General features: G+C 56.2%; 18 protein-coding genes. 10 read left to right on the top strand and 8 right to left on the bottom strand.

What is annotated here, in order from left to right; translation table 11 throughout:
* Positions 1-56: 56 nt before the first annotated feature.
* On the bottom strand, positions 57-1,028 hold the full coding sequence (gene manX, locus EDF82_RS07230) for a PTS mannose transporter subunit IIAB (RefSeq protein WP_123754866.1): 972 nt from the start codon (positions 1,026-1,028) through the stop codon (positions 57-59).
* 447 nt (positions 1,029-1,475) lie between these two features.
* Here manX and yoaE point away from each other — a divergent pair, with 447 nt between their 5' ends.
* A complete protein-coding gene (yoaE, locus tag EDF82_RS07225; protein ID WP_123754865.1) occupies positions 1,476-3,035 on the top strand; it encodes a CNNM family cation transport protein YoaE in 1,560 nt (519 codons plus the stop codon).
* A gap of 57 nt (positions 3,036-3,092) precedes the next feature.
* Here yoaE and EDF82_RS07220 read toward each other — a convergent pair whose 3' ends face one another.
* The 4 genes from EDF82_RS07220 to pabB form a co-directional block, all read right to left on the bottom strand.
* Complete coding sequence (locus tag EDF82_RS07220) at positions 3,093-4,649, bottom strand: EAL domain-containing protein (protein ID WP_123754864.1); 1,557 nt, start codon at positions 4,647-4,649, stop codon at positions 3,093-3,095.
* 122 nt (positions 4,650-4,771) lie between these two features.
* Positions 4,772-6,136 (bottom strand): L-serine ammonia-lyase, encoded by a 1,365-nt coding sequence (gene sdaA, locus EDF82_RS07215; protein ID WP_123754863.1) that lies wholly within the window; start codon positions 6,134-6,136, stop codon positions 4,772-4,774.
* Between the two features lie 245 nt (positions 6,137-6,381).
* Entirely contained in the window at positions 6,382-6,960 is a 579-nt protein-coding gene (locus EDF82_RS07210; protein ID WP_123754862.1) for a CoA pyrophosphatase, read from the bottom strand.
* Positions 6,961-6,963: 3 nt separating this feature from the next.
* Positions 6,964-8,319, bottom strand: coding sequence for an aminodeoxychorismate synthase component 1 (gene pabB / locus EDF82_RS07205; protein ID WP_123754861.1), 1,356 nt, complete (start codon positions 8,317-8,319; stop codon positions 6,964-6,966).
* Between the two features lie 88 nt (positions 8,320-8,407).
* Between pabB and EDF82_RS07200 the strand changes: the two genes are divergently transcribed.
* Positions 8,408-8,587: a YoaH family protein gene (locus tag EDF82_RS07200; protein WP_032687005.1), complete on the top strand. Its 180-nt coding sequence runs from the start codon at positions 8,408-8,410 to the stop codon at positions 8,585-8,587.
* A 1-nt stretch (position 8,588) separates the two neighbouring features.
* On the opposite strand, the gene EDF82_RS07195 is transcribed toward EDF82_RS07200, so the two are convergent.
* Positions 8,589-10,619, bottom strand: coding sequence for a heparinase II/III family protein (locus tag EDF82_RS07195; RefSeq protein WP_099972945.1), 2,031 nt, complete (start codon positions 10,617-10,619; stop codon positions 8,589-8,591).
* Positions 10,619-11,857 (bottom strand): alginate lyase family protein, encoded by a 1,239-nt coding sequence (locus EDF82_RS07190; protein ID WP_032687007.1) that lies wholly within the window; start codon positions 11,855-11,857, stop codon positions 10,619-10,621. Before EDF82_RS07190 ends, EDF82_RS07195 begins: the two co-directional genes overlap by 1 nt.
* A 525-nt stretch (positions 11,858-12,382) precedes the next feature.
* Between EDF82_RS07190 and EDF82_RS07185 the strand changes: the two genes are divergently transcribed.
* The 5 genes from EDF82_RS07185 to EDF82_RS07165 are packed head-to-tail and all read left to right on the top strand — an operon-like array spanning position 12,383 to position 17,726.
* Positions 12,383-13,672 carry a sugar ABC transporter substrate-binding protein gene (locus EDF82_RS07185; RefSeq protein WP_032687008.1) on the top strand — a complete coding sequence of 430 codons (1,290 nt, stop codon included), beginning with the start codon at positions 12,383-12,385 and terminating at the stop codon, positions 13,670-13,672.
* 11 nt (positions 13,673-13,683) lie between these two features.
* A complete protein-coding gene (locus EDF82_RS07180; RefSeq protein ID WP_227540109.1) occupies positions 13,684-14,625 on the top strand; it encodes a carbohydrate ABC transporter permease in 942 nt (313 codons plus the stop codon).
* A 9-nt stretch (positions 14,626-14,634) separates the two neighbouring features.
* Complete coding sequence (locus EDF82_RS07175; RefSeq protein ID WP_004121979.1) at positions 14,635-15,474, top strand: carbohydrate ABC transporter permease; 840 nt, start codon at positions 14,635-14,637, stop codon at positions 15,472-15,474.
* A gap of 10 nt (positions 15,475-15,484) precedes the next feature.
* Positions 15,485-16,579, top strand: coding sequence for an ABC transporter ATP-binding protein (locus tag EDF82_RS07170; protein ID WP_032687009.1), 1,095 nt, complete (start codon positions 15,485-15,487; stop codon positions 16,577-16,579).
* A gap of 7 nt (positions 16,580-16,586) precedes the next feature.
* A complete protein-coding gene (locus EDF82_RS07165; RefSeq protein ID WP_032687010.1) occupies positions 16,587-17,726 on the top strand; it encodes an alginate lyase family protein in 1,140 nt (379 codons plus the stop codon).
* 57 nt (positions 17,727-17,783) lie between these two features.
* On the opposite strand, the gene EDF82_RS07160 is transcribed toward EDF82_RS07165, so the two are convergent.
* A complete protein-coding gene (locus tag EDF82_RS07160; protein ID WP_123754860.1) occupies positions 17,784-18,128 on the bottom strand; it encodes a RidA family protein in 345 nt (114 codons plus the stop codon).
* A 130-nt stretch (positions 18,129-18,258) separates the two neighbouring features.
* Between EDF82_RS07160 and EDF82_RS07155 the strand changes: the two genes are divergently transcribed.
* The 3 genes from EDF82_RS07155 to EDF82_RS07145 all read left to right on the top strand — a co-directional run bounded on the left by EDF82_RS07155 (position 18,259) and on the right by EDF82_RS07145 (position 21,552).
* Entirely contained in the window at positions 18,259-20,169 is a 1,911-nt protein-coding gene (locus EDF82_RS07155) for an ATP-dependent DNA helicase (RefSeq protein ID WP_123754859.1), read from the top strand.
* 67 nt (positions 20,170-20,236) lie between these two features.
* Positions 20,237-20,932, top strand: coding sequence for a tRNA (adenosine(37)-N6)-threonylcarbamoyltransferase complex dimerization subunit type 1 TsaB (tsaB, locus tag EDF82_RS07150; RefSeq protein WP_123754858.1), 696 nt, complete (start codon positions 20,237-20,239; stop codon positions 20,930-20,932).
* A gap of 38 nt (positions 20,933-20,970) precedes the next feature.
* Positions 20,971-21,552: a Slp family lipoprotein gene (locus tag EDF82_RS07145; RefSeq protein WP_123754857.1), complete on the top strand. Its 582-nt coding sequence runs from the start codon at positions 20,971-20,973 to the stop codon at positions 21,550-21,552.
* The last annotated feature ends 41 nt before the right edge of the window (positions 21,553-21,593 follow it).

Below are 21,593 nucleotides of genomic sequence, written 5' to 3'. Positions count from 1 at the left end.
TGTACTTCTCCTGTTGATTAAGTCTTAAGTTGAAAACGGGGACACGACTTGCAAGGTTATTTTGCTACCTTGCTAATCAGGTCCATCATTTTCAGTTTCTGGTCGGTGGAAACTTTACGGACTTCCAGTTCGATACCGCGAGCATTCAGCTTTTTGAATGCTTCAATATCTTTTTCATCGACCGAAACGGCGTTGTTCACCTGCGTTTTACCCTGACGGAAAGCCATACCGCCGATGTTGACGGTGGTGAGTTTCACGCCGCCTTCAACGATACGTTCTACGTCGGTTGGGTTGGTAAACAGCAGCATGACACGATCGCCTGCGTATTTCGGGTTGTTGTACACGCGGATCATTTTCGCCACATCAACAACGTGGGCAGTGACGCCCGGAGGAGCAACCTGGGTCAGTAACGTCTTACGAACGTTATCGGCCGCGACTTCATCGCTCACGACAATAATGCGGGTGACGTTGGTTTCTTTGGTCCAGCGAGTCGCGACCTGACCATGGATCAGTCGGTCATCGATACGTGCCAGTCCGATAACCATATAGTCATCGGGGCCCATTGGTTTTAACGGCGCTGCCGCTTTCGGTGCTGCTGCCTGAACCGGTGCCGGAGCGGCTTTTTCCACGGTTTTCGCTTTCAGCGCTTTCACGCCTTCACGACCCGTTTCTACTGCCAGCGCCACTAGTTCATCGAAAGAGGGATCGTCGTCACGCGCCATCAGCGTTTCGACCAGCATGGGAATGTTGACGCCGGCAATGACTTCGTACTGTTCTTTATCAACGACAATGCGGCTGGCAGCGTTAAACGGACTGCCTCCCCATGTATCGACGAGGAACAACACGCCTTTCGACGTATCAAGCTTTGCCAGCTGTGCGTTGTACTTCTCGATCAGCGTTTCTGCGTTTTCACCAGGAACGAAATCAATCCAGCCAACGTTTTCCTGCTCGCCCAACAACATTTCTGCTGTTTTTAGCAGTTGTTCTGCAGCCCAACCATGTGTGCCTATTACAATAGCAATCGTCACTTGCTACCTCCTTTATTATCGTGAATGCATCATCTGTGTTGATACATCCTGAATCACTCTTGCGAACAAAATCGATTCAGTAAGGGTGTAAGATCGAAAATATTGACTACCGTGATTTATTTTAGATAGTGAAAAAATAATTAATGTGATGAAGATCCGTAAATCACTCATCTGCAATTAATAATTTCGCAGCGCAAAAAATAGCCTTAGCTATTGCAAAGACTGGTAAAGTTTTTTCCAAACTCTCTGCATTTTTTGCTATGTTTAGCTTCCGTTTAATTACTCAGGAGTATAGGGCATAGCCCGCTGTATGGACCCTCATCGACGTCTTTTCACTTTCTGGCACTATTCTGCCGCGACAACCTGCTACGCTTTTTTACCCGCAACCATTATCTCTGTCGTGCGTGACATCACGATGACTTCGTCTGTCGTCAACTGGAGCAACTCATGGAACTCTTGATGGATCCCTCTATCTGGGTCGGCTTGCTGACGCTGGTCGTACTGGAGATCGTGCTCGGTATCGACAACCTGGTATTTATCGCCATCCTGGCGGATAAGCTGCCACCCAAACAGCGTGATAAAGCACGTTTGATTGGTCTGTCGCTGGCGTTGTTCATGCGACTTGGTCTGCTGTCGGTTATTTCGTGGATGGTGACCCTGACTAAACCGCTGTTTAGCGTCGCCGATTTAACCTTTTCCGGACGCGACCTGATCATGCTGGTCGGGGGGCTGTTCCTGCTGTTTAAGGCCACCACGGAACTGCATGAGCGGCTGGAGAATCGTCAGCACGATGAGGGTCATGGGAAAGGCTATGCCAGCTTCTGGGTGGTGGTACTGCAAATCGTGGTGCTGGATGCGGTCTTCTCGCTGGATGCGGTGATTACAGCCGTTGGTATGGTGAACCACCTACCGGTGATGATGGCGGCGGTAGTGATTGCCATGGCGGTGATGCTGTTGGCATCGAAGCCGTTAACCCGCTTCGTTAACCAGCATCCGACCGTGGTCGTGCTGTGCCTGAGCTTCCTGTTGATGATTGGCCTGAGCCTGGTGGCTGAAGGCTTTGGTTTCCATATTCCGAAAGGCTACCTGTACGCCGCGATTGGCTTCTCGATCACCATCGAGTTCTTCAATCAGATTGCGCGTCGTAACTTTATTCGCCATCAGTCAACGCTGCCGCTGCGTGCACGTACAGCAGATGCAATTTTGCGCCTGATGGGCGGACGTAAACAACACGCCGTGAGCCACGATGGTGATAGCCCGGCGCCGGTTCCGGTGCCTGAAGGGGCGTTTGCCGAAGAAGAACGCTACATGATCAACGGCGTTCTGACCCTGGCTCAGCGTTCGTTGCGCAGCATCATGACCCCGCGCGGTGAAATCAGCTGGGTGGACGTGGAGCAAAGCGAAGAAGAGATTCGTCGCCAGTTGCTCTCCTCGCCACACAGTCTGTTCCCGGTGTGCCGCGGCGAACTGGATGAAATCATTGGTATCGTCCGGGCGAAAGAGATGCTGGTGGCGCTGGAAGCGGGTGAGAATGTCGCGGCGCTGGCCTCGGCTTCACCGGCGATAGTGGTGCCGGAAACGCTGGACCCGATCAACCTGCTGGGTGTACTGCGTCGGGCACGTGGGAGCTTTGTCATCGTCACCAATGAATTTGGTGTGGTGCAAGGTCTGGTGACGCCGCTGGACGTCCTGGAAGCGATTGCCGGTGAATTCCCGGATGCCGATGAAACCCCGGAAATCGTCGCCGATGGCGACGGCTGGTTGATTAAAGGTTCTACGGACCTGCATGCGCTGCAACAGGCGGTGGGGCTGGACGATCTGCTTCATGAAGAGGACGATATCGCGACGGTAGCCGGACTGGTCATTGCCGTAAACGGCCATATCCCGCGCGTTGGCGATGTGGTGGAGCGGGAGCCGCTGCAGTTTACCATCGTGGAAGCGAACAACTATCGTGTCGATCTGGTGCGGGTGATTAAAACCCAGCACGAAAATCACGAAGACGAGTAATCTGCTCTCGGCGTGATGCTGACCGGCCAGTCTCCTCAGGGGGCTGGCCGGTTTTTTTTATCCGCCTTCGCCATGCTCTGCCAGCCATTGCGCAAACGCCGCGACCGGCATCGGTCTGGCGTAGTAGAACCCCTGCAGGACATCAACCCCGTGCTGCTGCAGATACCGCGACTGAGCTGCGGTTTCAACCCCCTCGGCAACCGTCAGGATGTTCAGGCGGCGTGCCAGGGCAATGATCATGTCGGTCACCGTCGTATTCACGCTATCGACGCCGATGGCGCTGGTGAAGGATTTATCAATTTTCAATACGTCCGGGCGCAGCTTTTCCAGCCATGACAGTGAGCTATTTCCGGTACCGAAATCATCAATCGCCAGCATGACTCCTTTAAAATGCAGCAGCTCCGCCATGTGGTGGTCTCCCTCCTGCAGCACATCGCGTTCGGTCAGTTCCACCACCAGCTGCTGCACCGGGTGGGCGCTGAACCACAGATGATGCAAATCGCGCATCAGTTCGCCGTTGGCAAAATGGCGGGCGGCGACGTTAATCGAAATATGGAAGTTTTTATCCTCGGGGAACTGCGATAGCTGGCGGGCGGTTTCCTTCAGGACATAGCGGGTGAGGGGCACAATTAAGTTCGCCCCTTCCGCGAGAGGAATGAATACATCGGGAGGGATATTTCCGCGACGCGGATTGTTCCAGCGCAGCAAAATCTCGACGCCGACGCATTTTTGCGACCGCAGATCTTTTAGCGGCTGGCACCACAACGTAAATTCACGGGCGGCGATCCCGAGGCTGATCTCCCGGGCGAAGCTCATTCTCCCCGCCGTAATCAGCCACATCATGCCACCCAGCATCACGCTGAGGATCAGCGCCAGCGGCAGTGCGCCAGGAAGTTCCGCAAGGGCGATCGCCGTGGCGCCTGGGCCGCTGACGTTAATCGCGAACGGAAACTGGGTTGACTGCTGGTGGTAAATCATCTTCTCGCCTGGCGGCACTTGCTGCTCGGTGATGCCAATACCATGAATAAAATTCTGTGCGCCGACGCTTAACCCGATACCGGTAATCAGGGGGGATTTTGCGGCGAGAATTAACTCCCCTGGCAGTTCGATATTGATGACGATCATCACGCCATCGTCGCTGTTTAATCGGGAGGGATACCATTGCACTAATACCGGCGAGCCGAGCAGCAGCGAGTGGTCTGTTGAAAGCATCAGCAATGGCTGAGGAGAAGGGAGCGCCGACTGGAGCTGATGAATGGCAACGTTACGGTCGCCAAAGATACTGGAGCAATACAACGTCCGGGACTTTACCAGGGCGATGGAGCGCACTGTTTGCAGCGACGCCGCCAGTTTGCGCAGCGGCAGACGGACATCCTGGCACGGTTTCCCCACCAGCTGTAGCAAGGGATGTTGTTGCTCTGATAAAGGGCGCAGCATTCTATCCATGGCCACCACCATCTGATGAGTAGTGCTCTGGATACGTTGCTGATTTAAACTACGCTGTGAAATAAATCGGATAACCAGTGTGGTCGTTAACGTCAACAACGCCACAATCAAACAAATGACAACGCGTTTACGGCGGTAAGTCGAAATGACTTTCTGAGCATTGTGCATGCGCGACACCCTGTCGGCTCTGAATGCGGACGAGAATAACAACCGCGAGTGAGCAAGTGTAGTGGGTGTAAATAAATAACATAAAAAATGCGCCCCGTGGGCGCATTTGGATAAAAAATAGTTTAGTCACACTGAACTTTGATGGCCAGGCCGCCGCGAGACGTCTCGCGATACTTGGCGTTCATGTCTTTACCGGTTTCGTACATGGTCTCGATCACTTTATCGAGAGAGACGCGCGGCTCGCTGGTGCGACGCATCGCCATACGTGCGGCGTTGATTGCCTTCACCGAAGCGATGGCGTTACGTTCGATACACGGAACCTGTACCTGTCCGGCCACCGGGTCACAGGTCAGACCCAGGTTATGCTCCATACCGATTTCCGCCGCGACGCACACCTGCTCCGGGCTGGCGCCAAGCAGTTCAGCCAGGCCCGCCGCCGCCATCGAACAGGCGACGCCAACTTCACCCTGACAGCCCACCTCAGCGCCGGAAATGGAGGCGTTCATTTTGTATAACGTCCCCACGGCGCCGGAGGCCATAAAGTAACGAATATAGATATCCGGGCTGACCGACTCGATAAAGTGGTCATAGTAGGCCAGTACGGCAGGGACGATACCGCACGCGCCGTTGGTCGGCGCGGTGACCACGCGCCCGCCGGCGGCGTTCTCTTCGTTGACCGCCAGGGCGAACATATTCACCCAGTCAACGACGTTCATTGGGTCATTGGACAGTTTATCGCTGGCTACCAGCAGACGACGCAGTGCCGATGCCCGACGCGGTACGCGCAGAGGACCAGGCAACACGCCCTCGGTGTTCATGCCGCGATCGATACAGGCACGCATGGTCTGCCAGACGTGAGCAAAATAGTCTTCAATCTCTTTCTTGCTGTGCAGCGCCAGTTCGTTCTGCATCACCATGCCGGAGAGCGACATTCCGGTTTCTTTACAGTAAGCCAGCATCTCTTGCGCCGACTTGAAGGGATAAGGCACGCTTAACTCATCCACGCTGTCTTTGCCGAAATGTTCTTCATCGACGATAAAACCGCCGCCGATGGAGTAATAGGTTTTGCAGTAGATCTCTTTCTCGCCGGCCCAGGCATGAATGGTCATGCCGTTTTCGTGCAGCGGCAGGTTGTCGCTACGAAAACGCATGCCGTCATCGTGCGGGAAATCAACTTCGTGCTGACCTTGTGCCAGCAGCAAACGTCCGCGGGTTTCGACATCGCGGATAAATCCAGGTATGGCATCAATATCGACCGTATCGGGCTGATTGCCCGCCAGGCCCATAATAATGGCGATATCCGTATGGTGGCCTTTGCCGGTTAATGAAAGCGAGCCGTAGACGTCAACCGCCACCCGGGTCACTTCATTAAGCAATCCTTTTTCGACCAGGTCATCGACGAACTGTTTACCGGCCTTCATCGGCCCTACAGTATGGGAAGATGAGGGACCGATCCCCACCTTGAACATGTCGAATATACTAATCACGATAACACTCCTGACAGGGTTACCGCAGTGGCGGTAACGATGTGAAAACTGCGCATAGTGTAAGAGGGAACCGCACCATCAGCTTAACTATTCACATGAATTAAATTAATGGATAACGGCGAAATTACTAATGGTGAGAGCGCAATCTCATTTTAAGTATATACGCTATCTCAGAGGGTGGATTGCACAAGGAAACCGGCTGTCGCGGGGCAGGGTGACCTTCGCGCCAGCCGTAAGCCAGCAGGCTAGGGTTTGATGCCGATTTGCAGGGCCAGTTCGCGAATAATACCGGCGGTCATGCCCCAGACAAAATAGTGCTGATACCATGACAGCCAGACACGATGCGAATTCCCGCGGCGATGGATATCCAGCGGGTGGTAGCGGCTTAGGCTCAATGCTTCAGCAAGCGGCATTTCGAACACCGCCGACACTTCATCCTGGCTGGCATGATAGTGAAGATTGGGCGGAATAATGCCGACCACCGGCGTGACCTGAAAGCCGGTGACGCTGTCCACCGGCGGCAGAACGCCAATAATCTCCACCCGATCGGGAGGAATCGCGACCTCTTCCTGGGCCTCACGCAGCGCGGCGGCAATCAGGGTAGCATCGGTGTTATCGACGGCCCCGCCGGGAAAGGCAACCTGACCGGGATGCTTACGTAACCGCGGCGATCGCTGCGTCAACAGCAGGCCGGGCTGCGGTCGACGCACGATGGGCACCAGCACCGCCGCCTGGCGCTGATTCAGCGCGCTGCGCGATGGCTGCGGGCGCAGTAATTGAAAGCGAGAAAGAAAGTCGTCCAGCGCAAGGGCGTCATCCGCCATGGTCTAGCTCTCCAGTTGTTGCAAGATTCGATTAACTTTATCAAAGGTTTCCTGATACTCAGCGGCCTCTTCACTGTCGGCCACAATACCGCCGCCGGCAGAACAGTATAGCGCTCCCTGGTAGGCCGTCAGCGTGCGGATCGTAATGCTGGTGTCCATATTGCCACACAGGCTGAGATAGCCGATACTGCCGCACCACGCGTTACGCCGCTGGGGTTCCAGCTCGTCAATGATCTGCATCGCCCGCACTTTAGGGGCGCCGGTAATGGAGCCGCCGGGGAACGCCGCGCGCAGCAGATCGCTGGCGTGAAGACGGGCCGGCAGCCTGGCGGTAATGGTGCTCACCAGATGGTGCACCGCCGGGAAGGGTTCCACGACGAACAGTTCCGGAACCCGGACGCTACCGGGCTCGGCAACCCGGCCAATATCATTGCGCATCAGGTCGACTATCATCAGGTTCTCTGCCCGATCTTTTGGCGAGTGGGCCAGTTTTTCCGCCTGCAGGGCATCCTGTTGCGGATCGGCCAGCCGCGGCAGCGTGCCTTTGATCGGGCGAGTCTGGATCTCACCTTGATGAAGCTGGATAAAACGCTCCGGAGACAGGCTGAGCACGGCGCCGTCTTCGAGGCGAATAAAGGCGCTGAACGGCGCGCGATTGGCGCGATTCAATTGGCAAAACGCCTGCCACTCATCGCCGCGGTAGCTGGCCTGAAAACGTTGGGCCAGGTTGACCTGGTAGCAGTCGCCGCTGTGCAACCAGGCCTGAACCTGGCGGAATTTCTCGCCATATTGCTCGCGGCTCATGTTGGATCGCCAGGCGGAAGTCAGGGCGAACGGCGCGGTAGGTGCGGCGGACTGCGCTTGCAGCCATTGTAGACGGGCATGCGGATCGCCGTAGCTAAGCAGCGAGACTTCCTGGCGTTGATGATCGACAATCAGCGCCCAGTCGTAGATCCCCACGGCCATATCGGGCAGGGCGATATCCGCCACCGCGTGCGAGGGCAGAGATTCAAAGCGCCGGCCAAGGTCGTAACCGAACAGCCCCAGCGCGCCGCCGAGGAACGGCAAATGGGAATGCGCCACGGGTGTTAATCCCCGCTTGTCCAGCTGCGTTTGTAACAGCGTCAGCGGATCTTGCGTCGACTGGCTGCGGCTTTGGCCGTCATCCACCATGGTTGTCCCGCCGCGCGTAAGCAGCGTGGCGCACGGATCGGCCACGATGATGTCAAAACGGTTATGCGGATGGTCAGCAAAACCAGAATGCAGCAGCATTGCCCACGGGGTCGTGCTTAAAGGAGTAAAGTAACGCTCGGCAGCATCCGGGTGCCATGGCAGGGTAATAATAGCGGGGGACAACATCTTCCTCGATCCTAATCGTCACCGTCCTCTGGAAAATCAGGCGGGCGGCATGAAATAATTACGCCACACAATGTAGCAGGAGTGAGTCATGTTTGCAGGTTTACCTTCGCTGAGCCACGAGCAGCAGCAAAAAGCGGTAGAACGTATTCAGGAGCTGATGGCTAACGGGATGAGTAGCGGTGAAGCCATTGCGCTGGTGGCGAGTGAACTGCGCGCCACGCATACCGGCGACCGGATCGTAGCGCGCTTTGAAGATGAAGACGAGTAAATTACTCCGTGTACTGAGGTGAGAGGCCGCTTTCCGCGAGCGGAAGGATTGCATCAGGCCGTTTCCCGGGCTCGTCGTACAACGTCACGTGCGTCACGCGTTCGCCGCGCCAGAAGGTAATTTGCGTACCGACTGGCGTATGATGCACGGTCACTTCCGTCAGCGGCGCGCGGTTTGCCAGATCCCACAGACACACAAAACGCGCCTGCGGCAGGTGATTGCGTATCACCAGATAGCTGAGATTGCGAATTGCCGGGTTATCGGGTGCCAGCCCTTGCCAGAGTTCACCATCACCGGACAGCCAGAGCGCAACGGTATCGCCACCGCGCGCAAAGTGGCGCGGTTGACAGCCGTTCAGCGGCGTCATGGTTGTTTCGGTCATTCGCCGCAGTGGCCCGCTGAGCGAAAAGGGCTGGGCCGTGCCGCTCTGATCCAGCGCCTGTGCCGCCAGATGCAGCGTCCAGTCGAGCTGCTGGCGATGCGGGTTCTCCACGGAGGATAGATCGATCAGCACATCTTCAAGCCACAGCAGGCGACGGCGGAAGCGCACGTCTCGCCAGGCCGCAGCGTCCCACTCGACGCGGCTATGGCTGTTGAGCTTCGGCGGGGGTTTGCCCCAGTCAACCTCGCTATCCAGCCACAGAGAGTCGTCATCCATATGCCAGCCTAACACCTGCGGATTGGCCGGAGGCTGGTTGCTCTGATTTACGCAAAGCGTATTGTGCGTGGCGCTGTTTTTGTAATAGTCGTAGTGCATTTTCGCGCCGTAGCCGGTGGTGCCCATATCCGTGAGTAGCCAGCCGTTACGATGCCAGAGCATCAGTCCCAGCCGGTCGTAATGGTCGTGTTCGCCCCCCCAGGGACTGTGTTTGATCAATAGCGCCTGCTGCGGCCGCCGCCATAACGTCAGACCCGCGCCCGGCGCAAACAGCGACTGCTGCGGGATGAGCGCCAGGGGGGATTCCGGCAGAGACTGTTCGCGCCATAGCAGGGTTTCACGCGCATCGGGCGCCGTTTCGGTAAACTGCAGGACCGCGGCGTACTGCGGGTCACGCCAGATAAACCAGGCAAACTCGTACAGATCCCGGTGATGGAGCTTCTCCTGCCCGGCGAGGCAGTCATTAAGCCGAGGGAAAGTGCCGTCCGGCAGCAGCAGCGACAGCGGGAACTTCAGCATCGCCTGATACCAGGGGCCGTCCAGCAGGCTCCAGCGGGTGCCGCGCGCCAGTTTCTCGAAGGCGAAAAAGCCCTGCAGCGCGTAATAGTGATAGTGTACGGAGCCTTCGAACCACAGCCCTTCCGCCAGCAGGCCGTGTTCCAACTGCCAGCGCAGGCCGTACGGCTGGTTAACGGCAAACTCCAGCAGCGTGTCATCTTCGAGGACGAAACCCAGTATGCCAAGTGCCGCGCTGATTTTGACTTCATGGTTGTGAATCTGTGGACTACGATGATCGCGCAAAAACGTTGCCGCACAGCGCAGCAGGTTTTCACTGATGTGTCGCTGTTCGCCGGGCGTCAGGCTGTCGCGAATAAAGTCATAACCCAGCGCCATCTCCAGAATGCAGTTGGCTTCGCACAGCGTCTGGGCGTTCATCTTTCCCGGTCCGTTGTTGGGAATATCGCCGTGAATCTCATAGCCGGGATAGACATCCGCGTAACCCATAAGCAGCGTGCGAACTCTATCGCGATACGCCGTTTCGCCGGTCAACTGCCATATCAGTCCGAGCTGCTGGCATGCGCTGGCGTTACGGCCGTTCATCTCGCGCCACCAGGCGCCGTCCCACGGTTCGCCGCAAAATATTTCGCCATCAACCGGGCAGGCATGCTGGTGAGGGGTACCCGCCCGCCACGTCAAGCGTACGCCGTGGTGTGGACAAAAGTAGTAGAGATTCCAACTGGCGATCCCTGACTGCGGAATGAGCACCGCTGCCTGAAGTACCGGCTGCGCATCCTTCACGAGCCGTTCAAGCAGTGCGTTATCAGCGGCTGCACGTCCGACAATGTTGGGCCAGAGCCCGGAAAATTGTTTCATTAGCGGTTATCCCTGACCTCTGATGATGCGGAAAGCGGGGCGATGAGCGTAGTGATATCGTCGGGATATTTCGCCCGCAGCCACTGCGCTTTGTCACTGAACAGCGCATCTTCCGGCCAGGCGTGCGCGGCGGTGGCGATATTGCGCAGCGCTTTCTTGTCGTCCATTTTATCGATGTCTTTCCAGGGCCACGGGGTATCGCTGTCAATAAAGCTGGCGATGTACTGATAGCCTTTGCGCAGGCTATGGCCATCCAAGGTGAAATTCCAGATGTCGACGCCCGCTTTCTCGCCCAGTCGTCCGAGGCGGTTATAGGCTTCGAGGTTGAAATTGCTGTAGTGCCACGGACGCGTGCGCTCCAGTTCGGCCATCTGGCGGCCTTCGATATCAAATTGACCCGCAATACGCCGCAGCTGGGTGATGTACAGGCGCTTTTTCGCCTCGTCGATTTTCCCGCTGAACAGGGCGAAGGCGGCGGCCTGCATATCGAAATAGCTGCCGTGATTGTTATGCCAGTTCTCTTCTTCAAAGCCGTTCTGGCTGGTGGTCATCCACTGGTAATAGTCGCCAAACCACTGCTTTAATGCGCTAACGTCGTTTTCACTCAGGGCTGCTGAGGATTGCAGCAGGGCGATTGCGTCAACGACGTCAACCAGCGCCCGGCTATCAATAATGCCGATACCGCGTCCGGTATTAATACCGGGAATGGCTTGCGCATGCTGCAGGTTGGGGGTCATACGCGTCTTTGGATCGAGGAACCAGGTCCTCAACTGGGCCGCCGCCTTTTGCGCATAGCGATCGTCGTGGGAGAAGTACCACGCCAGCGCCAGCGTTGAAACGTCGTTACTCATCTTCACCAGCCGGTTTTTATCGGTGGCATCGCTATTGGCATCCGGGTTGGTTTGCCCATCCTTACGAATATAAGGCAGTCCGTCTTTGGTATCAGGGTTCGGCCACCAGTAGGGAGGGAAACTGTAATAGTCGTGCTTGTTGCCGCTGGCGGCGACCAGCGTTTTATCCATCACCGAGAACAGCGGATGCTTGAGCGCCAGATCGGCTTTTTTTAGCAGAGCCGCTTGCGCCTGCACAAATAGCGGATCTTTCGCGGCAATCTGCTGGCGGCTGAAGGCTAAATCCTTTCCGTCTAGCGTGTACGGCTCAGCGGCATATGAGGAGGCGCTAAGGCCGGAACAAAACAGCGCAATGCATAACAAACCTCGGCGAGGTATTGAGTTCATCGTGATAACCCTTCTACAAATATGAGAAAAGATAACAGCAGAATTATACCTGACGCGTATTTAAATGACGCATGAAACAGGCAGTGTAATTAAAAACAATATATTTGAATGTTCGCTGGCGAGCAGTGTAAAAGACAAAGTGATTTTTTTTGTGATATCCATCAAGTTTATTGTTATGGATAAATAATGACGTTTTTAATGCTGGGTACATCACGGAATTTGGCTTTTTTCTATATTTCTTGAATGTTTTAACAAATTTAATAAATTATTAAGTCGTTGATTTTTATTGTTATTTGTTTCTTGTCACTTTTCTTGTCACTTTTTGGTGTGATCTGCCTCAATTTTCTTGTTTTTGAAACGCAATTTCTTTTTTGCATGGTTGTATTGGGAAATACATTTCTATCTAATGAATGGAAATATTTCTTGCGTCAGCTGTATTAACGCCTGAGCGATATTCAAACTCCTTTTCATGTATTAATTGAGAATTTAATTACCTTTGTGCTCTACAATAAAGGATATGCCATCATGTCTGCCAATAAATTACGCTCCTTATTACTTCTCACCGCGCTTGGGCTCGGCGTCAGCCAAAGCTATGCCGCGACTACCCTCAACGTCTGGATCCGCGCCAGCAATGACTCGAAGAATATCTACAAACAAGAGGCGGAAAAGTTTGAAGAAAAAACCGGTATCAAAATTGAGTATTTCAACGCCACCACAGACTTTGAACAGCGGCTGGCGCGCGCCACTGCCGGCAACGCCTTACCCGATCTGATTTTTAACGATGCGGCCTCGCTGGGGCAGTTTATCCAGTTGGGTATTGCCGAAGAAATTGACCCGCAAGCGATAGCGGGCGGCGACCAGCTATTCCAGACGGCATGGAAGAGTACTCGCTATATCGACGGTAAATACTATGGCGTACCGACCTCCGCGCAAACTTTCGCCCTATTTGTGCGCAAAGACTGGCGGGAAAAACTGGGGCTGCCGCAGCCCAGGAGCTGGGATGATATTCGGGCCCTGGCAAAAGCCTTCACCACCCAGGATCCCGATGGCAACGGCAAAAATGATACCTACGGATTTATCGTTCCCGCCTCGACGACGCGCGGCTACGCCAGTTGGTTTATGAGCAGCTTTATCTGGCAGGCGGGCGGCGATTTCGTTAAAGAAGAGAGCGGAAAATTCAGCGCCTCGCTTAATACGCCGGAAGTGGCTGAAGCGATGACCTTTATGCGCACCATGATGTGCGAAAAAGTCACCCAGCCGGGCGCAATTAACGCCACCACCGCCGACGTTATCCCCTCCTTCCGCTCCGGGCAGAGCGGTATGTTCTTCAGCGGTCCGTACCATATTGCGCTGTTCGATAAAGACCCGGGTAAAGACAACTTTGAAGTGGTTCCGGTAGTGGGGCCGAAAGGCGAAGCCACTCTCGCTGAAGGTACCACGGTCTTTATGATGAAGAGCAGTCAACAAAAAGAGGCGGCGCGCAAGTTCATTGAATTCATGATTTCCCCGGAAGGCCAGGAGATCGGCATGGGTAAAGGCAGTCAGCATATTCCGGTGGTGCGTCTGCCGGTTAACAAGAACGTCGACGTTAAGGACGTTTATCAGGATGCGCGCTGGGAAACCTTCGCCCGCCTCTATAACGAGCAGGGACGCTACGTGCCGCAAATCCCCAACTGGACGCCGGTGCGTCAGGCGGCAGCCGAAGGCTTTAACCGCATTTTTGCCGACTGCAACAGCGATATCGCCGCCGGGCTGAAGACTCTCGACGGCAAGGTTAACGCTGAGCTGAAAAAACAAAATGTGCTGGCTAACTGAGGACCTACGTTATGACCCTGCATGAGACGAAATCCTCGCCGCTAAAGCAGGCCGCTTCGCCTTACTCGACCGGATGGCTGAGTGCAAAGCGTAAGCGGGCGCTGATCCCGTGGCTGTTTTTAGCGCCTGCGCTAATTATTTTCAGCTGGTTTAAGTTTATCCCGATGGTTCAGGGTCTGGTGATGAGCTTTTACAAGGTCAACTTTAATCAGCCGAACGAGTGGGTAGGGCTCGATAACTTCACCCGCGCTTTTTCCGACGTAGAACTGCACGCGGCGGTGGTAAACACCCTGCTGTACGTCGTGGTAACGATGTTTGCCGCGGCTATCCTGGCCTTCTTTCTCGCCATGCTGCTGGAAGGCCCGGCGCGCCATCTGCGTTTTATTCGCACCGCCATCTTTTTACCCGCGGTCACCAGCGCGGCAATCGTCGCCGAAATGTGGCGTATTTTATTCAACCCAACGCCCAACGGCGTGGTTAACCACATCCTGAGCTGGTTTGGCGTCGCCGACCAGGGCTTTCTTGCCAGTTCCGACCAGGCGCTGGGGGTCATCATGCTGCTGCACATCTGGAAGGCGGTGCCTTACAACATGGTGATTTTTATTGCCGGTCTGGCGGGGATCAGCCGCGATTTATACGATGCGGCGAACGTCGACGGCGCCAGCTGGTGGAACCGTCTGCGCTACGTCACACTGCCCGGCATGATTCCGGCGCTTTCGGTGGTGCTGATGCTCTCCTTTATTCGTGGTTTCCGCGTGTTTGCCGAGGTGTATGCCACCACCGGCGGGGGGCCGTCTAACGCCACGGAAATGGTCATGACCCACATCTATAAATTGGGCTTTGAACAGTTTGACTATGGCTACGCTTCGGCGGTGTCGTTCCTGCTGTTCACCTTCACGGTTTTCTTAACCATTTGTCATCTGACGCTGAAAAAACGTATCGCCCGTTACTAAGGAGCCGCGATGTTAAGTAAACGTTGGGATACAGCAGGACGCTGGTGCATCTACGCGCTGCTGCTGATTGTCTTTGTCGGTCCGTTCTGGGGCATCGTCGCCACGGCATTCAGCGGTGCGCCGGTGAAACCGGGCGAGCTGCTGGCCTGGCCGAATCAGTTCTCGTTTGAAAACTTCATCTTTGCGTGGATGGATATTGGCGTCTGGCAGTATCTGCTGAACTCCATTCTGGTGGTGTTCTTTGGCACCGTTCTGCAGGTGTCGGTCAGCGCGCTGGCGGCGTATGCGCTGGCGCGTAAGAAGTTTCGCGGCGTGGCGCTGGTGAGCCTGGTGATTTTGTCCACCATGATGCTGCCGGAAGAGGTCATCGCGATTCCGCTGTACATGATTATTAACTGGCGGCTGCCGTTTATCGATGCCTCGCTCTACAACAGCTACCTCGGGATGATTTTGCCGGTCGTCGGCTGGGCGTTCTCCATCTTTGTCCTGACCGAATTTATGTCGGCGATACCGAAAGAGCTGGAGGAGGCGGCGCGTATTGATGGCGCTAACGAGTGGCAGATTTTCTTCCACGTCATTCTGCCGCTGGTGAAACCGGCGCTCGGCACGGTGGTGACCTTCGGCTTTATTATGATTTGGGACCAGTACCTGCTGCCGCTGATTGTGGTCAACCAGGACAGCCTGAATACCATTCCGGTGATCCTCGGCACGCTGCGTACCGATGAGAGCATCACGCCGAACATTTTTATCGCCATAACGCTGCTGGCGATGCTGCCCAGCATCATCGTCTACCTGGGTCTGCAAAAACATTTCAATCGCGGGATTATGTCCGGCGCGGTCAAAGGATAAGGAGTTACCGATGGGATCTGTTGTACTGAATAGCGTACGTAAATCGTATGGTGATGCGCAGGTGATTAAAGACGTGTCGTTGACTATCCCGGACGGCGAGTTCTGCGTCCTTGTGGGGCCCAGCGGCTGCGGCAAGTCTACGCTATTGCGCATGATCGCAGGCCTGGAGGAGATCTCCGGCGGGGAAGTGCACATCAACGAGCGTAACGTCACGGAAGTGGAGCCGAAGCTGCGCGACATTGCAATGGTGTTTCAGAGCTATGCGCTCTACCCGCAGATGACGGTGCGTGAAAATATGGGCTTTGCCCTGAAGATGGCTAAACTGCCGAAAGCGGATATCCAACAGAAGGTCAATGAAGCGGCGGCGCTATTGGGGCTGGAGCCGTTGCTGGAGCGCCTGCCAAAAGATCTCTCCGGCGGCCAGCGCCAGCGCGTGGCGATGGGGCGGGCGATCGTACGTAAGCCGCAGGTCTTCTTATTCGATGAACCGCTATCCAACCTGGACGCCAAGCTGCGTACCCAAGTGCGCGGCGAGATCCGCGAATTGCATCGTCGACTGAAAACGACCTCGGTATACGTCACCCACGATCAGATTGAAGCCATGACCATGGGACAGATGATAGTCGTCCTGCGCGATGGGCGAATTGAACAGGCGGGTACCCCGCTGGAGCTGTACGACCAGCCGGCGAATCTGTTCGTTGCCGGATTTATCGGTTCGCCGGAGATTAACCAGCTTCCCGGCGAGGTCGTGCTGAACGGCAACGCGACCAGCCTGCGTCTTAAAGATGCCTCACTGCTGGCTTTGCCCGCGGGGTTACGAGTGACCGACGGTCAGCAGGTGGTGTATGCCATTCGCCCTGAGCAGGTCAACGTGGTCCATGAAGCGCGCGACGATGCGCTGGCGGCGAAGGTCACGGCGGTGGAGAACACCGGTTCGGATATGCAGCTTTTCTGCGATACCGGAGGCGGGGCGTTTACATCGGTGTTCAAACAGCGTCTGGCGGTAAAAGAGGGGGATAAGATCTGGCTACAGCCGAAGCTCTCGGGCGTGCACCTGTTCGATGCGCAAAGCGGTCAACGCATCGCGTGCCGGGAGGGCGTTTAAGGTGGCGATGAAGCTGTACACCCTTGATGAAACCTGCCTGGAAAACGCCCGTGCTGGCTTAAAACAGCCGTTCTCGCCATTGCAGCTGGCGCTGAGCAAGCTGGTGTCGGAGGCCGATATCCTGCGCCGCGAAGCGCCGGAAAGCGTGGTACACAAAAAACTGCGGCCGGCGAGCGGTGACGCGCACGATTACTACAGTCTGGGTACCTACTGGTGGCCAAACCCACGGCGTCCCAACGGGCTACCCTACATTCGTCGCGACGGGCATATCAACCCGCAGTGTGAAAATAACGATACCGATACTTCGCGCATTATCCGTATGTGCGAACGGTGTCTGACCCTGGGGCTGGCGTGGTACTTCACCGGCCAGCGCCAGTACGCACAGGCGGCGGCCGCGCAGATCCGCTGCTGGTTCCTCGATGCTGACACGCGAATGAATCCGCATCTCAACTATGGCCAAGCGATCCCGGGGATTGTTTCCGGCCGCGGTACCGGGTTGATTGACACCCGCTTAATGTGGATGGTGGTTGATACCATCGGCTTGATGAGTTCGGCGAACGTGCTGGATACCGACGATATTATCGGCCTGCACCAGTGGTTCCGCGATTTTAACCACTGGATGTACTACAGCGAAATTGGCCACTCAGAGTACGTCTGGCACAACAACCACGGTACCTGGTACGACGCCCAGCGGACGGTGAACGCGCTTTTCTATGGCGATAAAGGGCTGGCGGCGCGGATCATCGAGCAGGGGATCACCCAGCGGATGGCGGCGCAGATTGACCAGGATGGCAAACAGACCATGGAGCTCGAACGTACCATCCCTTTCCACTACTCGCTGTTTAACCTGGAGGCGCATCTGCTGCTCAACCGCTACGCCGAGCACGTCGAGTTTGACCGCTGGAACGCCATCCGCGATGGGCGAGGAGTGAAGCAGGGGATTGATTACCTGGTGCCGTTTATCCGGGAACCGGATCTGTGGCCATACAGCGACCTGCAGGGGATTGTGTGGGATAGCGCGCTGCGGGTGCTGCTGCAGTCTGTGCGAGGGTATGCAAAACAAGCTGCCAGCTATCGTGAAGCGCTGAAATGCGTGCCGCAGGAGACGCTGCAGCTGAAGGAACAGCTAATGTGGTGCGCGGGTTGAGAGAAACGAACCGGCAGGCCGGAAGGCGGGTGGCTATCCGGCTTGCTGAGTTGCCGCTTACACCGCGGCGATAATTTTAATTTCGACTTTGTATTCAGGCTTCATTAACGCGGCCTGAACGGTGCAGCGTACCGGGGCGTGACCGGCAACTACCCAGGCGTCCCAGGCTTTATTCATGGCGGCAAAATCGCTTTTGTCCGCCAGGAAAATGGTGGCATCAAGAATACGCGACTTGTTGCTGCCCTGTTTTTCCAGCACGGCGTCAATCTGTGCCAGGGTGTTCGCGGTTTGCTCAAACGCATCCGCTTCGAGGTTTGCCGGCACGCCGGTGTAGTAAATGGTCTGGTTGTGAATTACTACATCAGACCAGCGGGCTTCAGCATCGATACGCGTAATTGTCATTATCATTTCCTTGGTTTCATTCCATCAGACAGCGGCAAGACTGCCATAATGTTCTGCTCACGTCACTACCCGGGCTGGTGAAACGACGCCCTCCCTGACATAATCACTGTCCAAATAACCAGGGGGCAATGTGATCGACGATTTTGCAGCAGACGGCCAGCTGGCCAGCGCCATTCCCGGATTCAAACCACGCGAGCCGCAGCGCCAGATGGCGATCGCGGTGGCTGAGGCCATCCAGCAGGCGCAGCCGCTGGTGGTGGAAGCGGGGACCGGTACCGGTAAGACGTACGCCTATCTGGCGCCTGCGCTGCGGGCCAATAAGAAGGTGATTATCTCCACCGGTTCGAAAGCGCTGCAGGATCAACTGTACAGTCGCGACCTGCCGACGGTGGCAAAAGCGTTAAAATTCACCGGTAAGCTGGCGCTGCTCAAAGGGCGCTCGAACTACCTGTGTCTTGAACGCCTGGAGCAGCAGACCCTGGCCGGCGGCGATCTGCCGGTGCAAACCCTGAGTGATGTTATTCTGCTCCGTTCGTGGTCAAATCAGACCCTTGATGGCGATATCAGCACCTGCGTCAGCGTTGCCGAAGATTCTCAGGCCTGGCCGCTGGTCACCAGCACCAACGATAACTGTCTCGGCAGCGACTGCCCGGTGTATCAGGACTGCTTTGTCGTCAAAGCGCGTAAAAAAGCGATGGATGCCGACGTGGTGGTGGTGAACCATCACCTGTTCCTCGCCGATATGGTGGTGAAAGAGAGCGGCTTCGCCGAGCTTATCCCCGAGGCTGAGGTGATGATCTTCGATGAAGCCCATCAGCTTCCCGACATCGCCAGCCAGTATTTTGGTCAGTCGCTCTCCAGCCGTCAGCTGTTAGATCTGGCGAAAGACATCACTATTGCCTACCGCACCGAACTTAAAGATACCCAGCAGTTGCAAAAATGCGCCGACCGTCTGGCCCAGAGCGCGCAGGATTTTCACCTGCAGCTGGGGGATCCCGGCTACCGGGGCAACCTGCGCGATCTGCTGGCGGACAGTCATATTCAACGTGCGCTGTTGCTGCTCGATGATGCGCTTGAACTCTGTTACGACGTGGCAAAGCTGTCGCTTGGCCGCTCGGCGCTGCTGGATGCGGCTTTCGAGCGCGCCACGGTTTACCGTGCGCGGTTGAAGCGCCTGAAAGAGATTAACCAGCCGGGCTTTAGCTACTGGTACGAATGCACTTCCCGTCATTTTACCCTGGCGCTCACCCCGCTGACCGTGGCGGAAAAATTCAAAGAGGTCATGGCGCAAAAATCAGGCAGCTGGATTTTTACCTCGGCCACGCTGTCGGTGAATGACGATCTACACCACTTTACCGCCCGCCTCGGCATTGAAGAGGCGCAATCGCTGCTGTTGCCAAGCCCGTTTGACTATGCCCACCAGACGTTGCTCTGTGTACCGCGTAATCTGCCGCTGCCTAATCAACCTGGGGCAGCGCGTCATCTGGCGGCGATGCTCAAACCGTTGATTGAGGCGAACGACGGGCGCTGCTTTATGCTGTGCACCTCGCACGCGATGATGCGTGACCTGGCCGAACAGTTCCGCGCCACCATGACGTTGCCGGTGCTGCTGCAGGGCGAAACCAGCAAAGGCCAGCTGTTGCAGCAGTTTGTCAGTGCCGGTAACGCGCTGCTGGTGGCGACCAGCAGCTTCTGGGAAGGGGTGGACGTGCGCGGCGATGCGCTGTCGCTGGTGATCATCGATAAACTGCCTTTTACCTCGCCGGACGATCCGTTGCTGAAAGCGCGGATGGAAGATTGCCGTCTGCGCGGCGGCGATCCCTTCGACGAAGTACAACTGCCGGATGCGGTCATTACCCTTAAGCAGGGGGTCGGGCGTTTGATCCGTGATATCGACGACCGCGGCGTGCTGGTGATTTGCGATAACCGTCTGGTGATGCGTCCCTATGGTGCAGTGTTCCTGGCCAGCCTGCCGCCGGCGCCGCGAACCCGCGATATCCGCCGGGCCGTGCGTTTTCTCGCCGTGCCGCCAGCAAGGTAATCTGTCGCAAAATGTGGTAAGCTGCGCGCCATTTTGTCAATCTGCTATAGCGAGAGCGCGACAACCCATGCGAATTTTGGCTATCGATACCGCCACGGAGGCCTGCTCCGCGGCGCTGTGGAATGATGGCACTCTTTGTGCTCATTTCGAAATTTGTCCCCGTGAACACACCCAACGTATTCTGCCACTGGTGCAGGATGTCCTGACGGAAAGCAAACTGTCGTTGACTGACCTCGACGCGCTGGCCTTTGGTCGCGGTCCCGGCAGTTTTACCGGGGTGCGTATTGGGATCGGTATCGCACAAGGACTGGCGCTGGGGGCCGAACTGCCGATGATTGGCGTGTCGACGCTGGCAACCATGGCGCAAGGCGCATGGCGTAAAACCGGGGCTACCCGTGTACTGGCGGCTATTGATGCGCGAATGGGCGAGGTCTACTGGGCCGAATACCAGCGTGATGAGCAGGGCGTCTGGCATGGTGAAGAAACTGAAGCCGTGCTGAAACCCGAAGCCGTCAGCGAGCGCCTGCAACAGCTCGAAGGCGACTGGGCGACCGTCGGGACCGGCTGGCAAGCCTGGCCCGATCTGGCTAAGGACTCAGCGCTGACATTAACCGATGGTGACATTACGCTGCCGACAGCAGAAGACATGCTGCCGCTGGCCTGCGTGCTGCTTGCCAGTGGCAAAACCGTTGCCGTAGAGAAAGCCGAACCGGTTTATTTGCGTAACGAAGTGGCGTGGAAGAAACTTCCTGGCCGAGGATGAATCTCAGTAATCATAAGACTGAGAGAAGGAGTCGCATCATGGCGGGTCAAAGCAAAGCAGTACGTTGGTTTTTAGCGGGCGCCGTTGTCGCTGCGTTAAGTGGGTGCGTTTCCGTGCCGGATGCCATTAAAGGCACCAGCCCGACGCCACAGCAAGATTTAGTCCGGGTGATGGCCGCACCACAGCTGTATGTAGGCCAGGAAGCCCGTTTTGGCGGCAAAGTCGTCAACATTCAGAACCAGCAGGGCAAAACCCGGCTGGAAATTGCGACGGTTCCGCTGGACAGCGGCGCCCGGCCTGAGCTGAATGAGCCTTCGCGCGGGCGTATTTACGCCGATGTGAACGGCTTCCTCGACCCGGTCGATTTCCGCGGTCAACTGGTCACCGTCGTCGGCCCGATTACCGGGACGGTGGACGGCAAAGTCGGCAGCACGCCGTATAAGTTTATGCTGATGAATGCGACCGGCTACAAGCGCTGGAACGTGGTGCAGCAGGTGGTAATGCCACCGCAGCCGATTGACCCGTGGATGATCGGTCCGCGCCCCTGGGCTTACGGCTATGGCGGCTGGGGCTGGTACAATCCAGGCCCTGCAGAAGTCAGAAATGTCGTAACTGAATGATTTTGCAGTTTTTGTAAGCCAGACGAAACAGCGGCTTGTCC

Origin of the sequence: Klebsiella sp. BIGb0399, from assembly GCF_003752615.1 — a bacterium.
Lineage (GTDB): Bacteria > Pseudomonadota > Gammaproteobacteria > Enterobacterales > Enterobacteriaceae > Klebsiella > Klebsiella lignicola.
This window is presented reverse-complemented; position numbering and strand designations above follow the sequence as displayed.